We start from the raw sequence: 662 nt of genomic DNA, 5'->3' as shown, positions 1-662 counted from the left end.
AAAGATCATTTTCAACAGGATAATGAGTAAAAAACTACATTCTTAAATGATCAAAAAGTTACATTTTTAACTTGACATTTATATTCTTTTGAATCAGGAATTCTTTCAAGTGATTTTTTCTATTGTATTAATGGGAAAATTGTTAGAAAGCATAAGCTAAATGATGTAATAGATGTTGAAGAAAAATTCCGATATGATACGTCACCAGAACGACAGAGAACTGTGATGAATATAATTAATGAAGATATAGAAAAAATACATAAACTGTGCAATGAATATAAAAGACCAATGCCTACAGAAATAAAATTAATTTATGATGTTAAAAAGAATAGTTTAAAAGCAGAATACAAGTATGATATGGTTTATTCTAATGATCCAATTAAAACTGCTTATGATGTTGCTATGGAATGGTTTGAGAAAATAAAAGTAGAATATGAGAGTTAATATTAATTGTTGTATAAATATTTAATTAAAATGAATTAGTAGTATAAGAAAATTTATGATTAAATCAAAATAAAAACTCCTTTTTGACAGTAATTCAAATAACAAAGTCAAAAAGGAGTTTTATTGTTTAAAATACTAAAATTGATTTTAAACCCTAAATTAGGTAAAATAGAGAATAAGTATATTATTGTTGTAAATTTAAAAAAGAAGGAATAGCA

Annotated in this window: 1 protein-coding gene; it reads left to right on the top strand. The window is 23.1% G+C overall.

Annotated elements, in window-relative coordinates; genetic code table 11:
* Positions 1–225 precede the first annotated feature (225 nt).
* Positions 226–444, top strand: a complete 219-nt coding sequence (locus tag OM90_RS13070) for a hypothetical protein (protein ID WP_058487118.1) — start codon at positions 226–228, stop codon at positions 442–444.
* Positions 445–662 lie beyond the last annotated feature (218 nt).

It is taken from the genome of Defluviitalea phaphyphila, from assembly GCF_001466305.1.
In the GTDB taxonomy this organism is placed as follows: domain Bacteria; phylum Bacillota; class Clostridia; order Lachnospirales; family Defluviitaleaceae; genus Defluviitalea_A; species Defluviitalea_A phaphyphila.
The sequence above is the reverse complement of the archived record's forward strand: the minus strand, read 5'-3'. Positions and strand labels throughout refer to the sequence as shown.

Excerpts from the sequence above, each read along its gene's own strand:
- OM90_RS13070 (WP_058487118.1), top strand. The coding sequence starts at position 226 with ATGAATATAATTAATGAAGATATAGAAAAAATACATAAACTGTGCAAT.